This is a genomic window from Pseudomonas sp. 2VD (assembly GCF_005503585.1).
Classification (GTDB): domain Bacteria; phylum Pseudomonadota; class Gammaproteobacteria; order Pseudomonadales; family Pseudomonadaceae; genus Pseudomonas; species Pseudomonas aeruginosa.
The window spans coordinates 1-4,115 of sequence record NZ_SCND01000455.1; the positions used below are offsets into that span (position 1 = coordinate 1).

The 4,115-nt window shown below is 67.7% G+C and carries 4 protein-coding genes; 1 reads left to right on the forward strand and 3 read right to left on the reverse strand.

Annotation, left to right across the window (positions count from 1 at the left end; all coding sequences use genetic code 11):
* Positions 1 to 324 precede the first annotated feature (324 nt).
* The gene (locus FFS27_RS29550) at positions 325 to 1,815 is read right to left on the reverse strand and encodes a helix-turn-helix transcriptional regulator (RefSeq protein WP_021263081.1); all 1,491 of its coding nucleotides are present in this window, start codon (positions 1,813 to 1,815) and stop codon (positions 325 to 327) included.
* A gap of 285 nt (positions 1,816 to 2,100) precedes the next feature.
* On the opposite strand from FFS27_RS29550, the gene FFS27_RS33415 reads away from it, so the two are divergent.
* A complete protein-coding gene (locus FFS27_RS33415) occupies positions 2,101 to 2,364 on the forward strand; it encodes a hypothetical protein (RefSeq protein ID WP_003084903.1) in 264 nt (87 codons plus the stop codon).
* A gap of 74 nt (positions 2,365 to 2,438) precedes the next feature.
* Here FFS27_RS33415 and FFS27_RS29560 read toward each other — a convergent pair whose 3' ends face one another.
* Both FFS27_RS29560 and FFS27_RS29565 read right to left on the reverse strand, forming a co-directional pair.
* Entirely contained in the window at positions 2,439 to 3,155 is a 717-nt protein-coding gene (locus FFS27_RS29560; protein WP_003084901.1) for a type 1 glutamine amidotransferase, read from the reverse strand.
* On the reverse strand, positions 3,155 to 4,115 hold a 961-nt coding region (locus FFS27_RS29565), incomplete at its 5' end, for an aspartate aminotransferase family protein (protein WP_137952404.1). The genes FFS27_RS29560 and FFS27_RS29565, both read right to left, overlap by 1 nt.

Genomic DNA, 4,115 nt, shown 5'->3' on the forward strand with positions numbered 1-4,115 from the left:
AAATTATATTGGTTATTTTTCATGAAAAATAACACTTAAAATTTCACGACACCAGTCCCGAGCATTCGCAAACGGCCGGCAGGATGCCGTCGCGCACCAGCAGAGGCAGAGGGGCAAATATTCGAAAGGAGGCGGGAAGCCCCCCGCCAGAGCGAAACTGGCGAGGGGAACAGACGTGCGGACGGCGCGGCTCGCGCCGCGGAGAAAAGGTGCACGACCACGGGCGGGGGCATGCCGGGCGTGCTGCGCCAGTGTCGGCGCCGACGGGAGCGGGCGACAGGTACGAATGCACCAGCCGCCCTGGTGCATTCGTACCCTCTTCGTTTATTTGCGCCCGTTGCCGTTGCGCGGCTCCGGCGCGAATCCGCGTTCGCGTGCCCAGACGATGGCCTCGCCACGGCTGTGGACATCGAGCTTGGCGTAGATGGTCGCCACGTGGTTGCGCACGGTGTTCGGCGCCAGGCCCAGTTCCTTGGCGATCTCCTTGTCCGCCAGGCCCTGGCAGATGAGGTCGAACACCTCGCGCTCGCGCGCAGTCAGGTCGGCCAGTTCGGCGCCGGTGCCCGGCGCGTTGGCGCGGCGCACGTTGGCGAGCTTTTCGATCAGGGTGCGGCTGAACCAGGAAGCGTCCTGCATCACCGTCTCGATGGCGTGCACCAGCTCCATTTCGGTGCGCCGCCGGTCACTGATGTCCAGCAAGGCCACCAGCACGCAGTCCTGCTCGTTGAGGCTCACCGCCTCGGCCGAGACCAGGCAGTCCAGGCCGTTGCGATCCTTGTGCTGCAGGCGCAGCTGGACGTTGCGCACGCTGCCGCTCTGCGCCAGCAGCTCGCCCAGGCGCTCGGCGCCGCCGTCCTGCCACAGCCCGCAGGCGACGGTGGACTCGCCGAGCAGTTCCTCGGCCTGGTAGCCGAAGGTTTCGCTGAAGGCCTGGTTGATGTCCAGCGCCTGCAGGTCGTCGCCGTACAGCACCAGGCTCGGCACCGGTGCCATGCGGAAGGCCTTGGCGAAGCGCTCCTCGCTCTTGCGCAGGGCCTCCTCGGCCTTCTTCCGCGGTTCGAGATCGGTGAAGGTGAAGAGCATGCAGGCCTCCTCGCCGACCTCTATCGGTTGCCCGGCGACCACCACGCACTTGCGTCCGCCCTCCGCCACCCGCAGGCTCGCCTCCATCTGCGGGATGGTCTCGCCGGCGCCCAGGCGCTCCACCGCCAGTTCGCGGCGCTCGGCCTGGTCGAGTACGTCCAGCTCGTACACCGAACGGCCGATCACCTGGTCGCGGGCATAGCCGGTCATTTCCAGGAAACCGACATTGACCTTCACGTAGCGGTAGTCGCTGAGCCGGCAGATCACCGCCGGCGCCGGGTTGGCATTGAAGGTCTTCTCGAAGCGCTGCTCGGCGCTGGCCCACTCGGTGGCGTCGTGGAGGATCAGCACCAGGCAGTCGGGCTTGTCCTCGGGGGTGGTCAGCACCAACCCGCGCACGCGGTGCACCCAGCGGGTGTCCTCGTCGGCGGCGGGAAACACTTCCACCACCACGTCGCTGAAGCACTCGCCAGCCACCAAGCGCTCGGCCGGGTACTGGCCCTCCTGCAGCGGATGATTGTTGCGGTAGCGCAGGCGAAAGCGCTCGCGATACTCGCCGGTATCGGCGCCCAGGCCTTGCAGCGAATCGACGCCGTGCATCGCCAGGGCCGCCTCGTTGGCCCAGAGGATGCGCTGGTCCGGCTCGATCAGGATCACCCCTTCGGTAAGACCGGCGATGATCTGCTGCAACTGGCGGCGGTCGGTCTGGGTACGCAGTACCTGGTCGTTCATGCTGTTCCTCTTGGATGGAGCGATTTTCCGGGGGCAGCAAGGATGCCCGCCCGCCCTGACCGCGCACGCGTGACGATTGCACTAGCGGTGCTAGTGCATTTGCATCGCGAAACGATAGCGGAGGCACCCCTACCCTGGCGATACAGGAAGCAATGTCCGGGCGGGAAGCCCAGACGCCGCGCCGGCCGGGAGGCTACGCCGCCCCTCGGTCCCGAGGTCGTCGACGCATCCACCCGACTCGCCCTGCACGAGAAGAAAGCCCCATCCCCTTGCATGAGCGATGCGATGAGCAAGAACAAGCACCCCGATCTCGGCGAGATCCAGCGCAGCCTGAACCAGGCGCTGGAAGGCTACGACTGCCAGTGCCGGATGCACTACGACGGCACCGTCAGTATCAATGTCGCCGCCCGAGAGCACGACGAAACCTTCACCTTCGTCGGCATCCAGCCCGGCGAGCTGGACAACCCCACCCGCCTGCACCTGTTCGCCGAAAGCCTGCGTCGCGACCTGGCACTACTGGAGCCCTGGTTGGGAAAGCACGCAGCCTAGAATAAAAAAAGCGCCCCACAGGACCAAAACGACGTCCGGAGGCGCATGCGAGGACAGAGGAATCTTTCTGGCGATCAGGCCCGGCGTGCGATCTCCGCCGGCCGATGCGCCAGGTAATCGAGCAACAGGAACAGCACCGGCGCCACCTCGCGGCAATGCGCGACACCCTGGCGGATCCTCCCGGCGCTCTGCACCGCCCCTTCCCGTTGCAGGTCCTGCGGGCAGGCATCGAGCAGCGCCTCGATGCTCTCCGCGGTGCTTTCCAGGTGACATTGCAGGCCGATAGCCTGCTCGTTCCAGATGAAGCCCTGGTTGGCGCAGGCAGCCGAACCATAGAGCGGCACGCTGCCGGCTGGCAGGTCGAAGGTCTCGCCGTGCCAGTGGAACGCCATCAGCCGTTCCGGCAGGCGCTCGCCCAGCGGCGAGCCCAGCGCCTGGCTGTACCTGTGCAGCGGCCACCAGCCGATCTCCGCCTGGCGTCCCGGGCGTACCGCAGCCCCCAGCGCCTGGGCCAGCAGCTGCGCGCCGAGGCAGATGCCAAGGACCTTCTTGCCGGCATCCAGCGCCGCGCGGATCAAACGCTTCTCCGCCACCAGCCAGGGATATTGCGCTTCGTCGTGGACGCTCATCGGCCCGCCCATCACCACCAGCAGGTCGAAGCTGTCCAGCGCAGGCAGGTGGGCGTCGGCGTAGAGGTAGCAGACGTGCTCGTGCTCGCAGTGGCGGCCGATCCAGTCGCCGATCCGCGCGCTGCCTTCGAAGGGAACGTGTTGCAATACCAGGGCGCGCATCAGGCCACCTCCTCGTGTCGGTTGGCGACCCGGGCCAGGGCCCGTTCCAGTCGCCGCAGCATTTCGTCGACGTTGGCCCGGCTCACCGTCAGCGCCGGGGAAAAACGCAGGCAATGCGGCTGCGGCGCGTTGATCAGCAGGCCTTCGCCGAACGCCGCGCGAACCACCGCCGGCGCGCGCTGGCCGATCAGCGGCAGCCCCCAGAACAGTCCCTGGCCGCGCAGCGGACCATGCCCATAGCGACGCGCGACACGGGCCAGGCCATCGCGCAGGTGAGTGCCCTGCTCGCGCACCTGCTCCAGGAAACCCGGCTCCAGCACGGTATTCAGTACCGCCAGCCCGGCAGCGGTCATCAACGCGTTGCCGTGGTGGGTGCCAAGCTGGTCTCCCGGTTCGAAGCAGCAGGCGTTGCCACGCGCCAGCAGCGCCGACAGCGGCACCCCGGCGCCGAGGCCCTTGCCGAGGGTAACGATGTCGGCGCGTACCCCGTACAGTTCCTCCGCCAGCAGCGCGCCGCAGCGGCCGATGCCGGTCTGCACCTCGTCGAGGATCAACAGGACGCCACGCTGCCGGCACAGCCGCTCGATGCCACGCAGGTAGTCGAGGGTCGCCGGGATCACCCCGGCATCGCCCTGCACCGGCTCCAGCATCACCGCCACCGTCTCTTCGTCGATGGCCGCGGCCATGGCGTCGAGGTCGTTGAACGGCACCCTGGCGAAGCCCTCCAGGCCATGCTGCGCCGGCTTGCCACAAGCCGTCAGGGTGCCCGGGGTGCGTCCATGGATGCTGTTGACGGTGCTGACGATCCGTTGCGCGCCGCCGCGATGCAGGCGGCCCCACTTGCGCGCCAGGGCGATGGCCGCTTCGTTGGCCTCGGCGCCGCTGGTGAGGAAGTAGGCCTGGTCGCTGCCGGTCGCCAGGCACAGGCGCTGCGCCAATGCCAGCACCGGCCGGTTGAGC

What these genes read in the sequence shown, in the direction of transcription:
- FFS27_RS29550 (WP_021263081.1), bottom strand. Translation starts at nt 1,815, where the DNA reads ATGAACGACCAGGTACTGCGTACCCAGACCGACCGCCGCCAGTTGCAG.
- FFS27_RS29560 (WP_003084901.1), bottom strand. Translation starts at nt 3,155, where the DNA reads ATGCGCGCCCTGGTATTGCAACACGTTCCCTTCGAAGGCAGCGCGCGG.
- FFS27_RS33415 (WP_003084903.1), top strand. Translation starts at nt 2,101, where the DNA reads ATGAGCAAGAACAAGCACCCCGATCTCGGCGAGATCCAGCGCAGCCTG.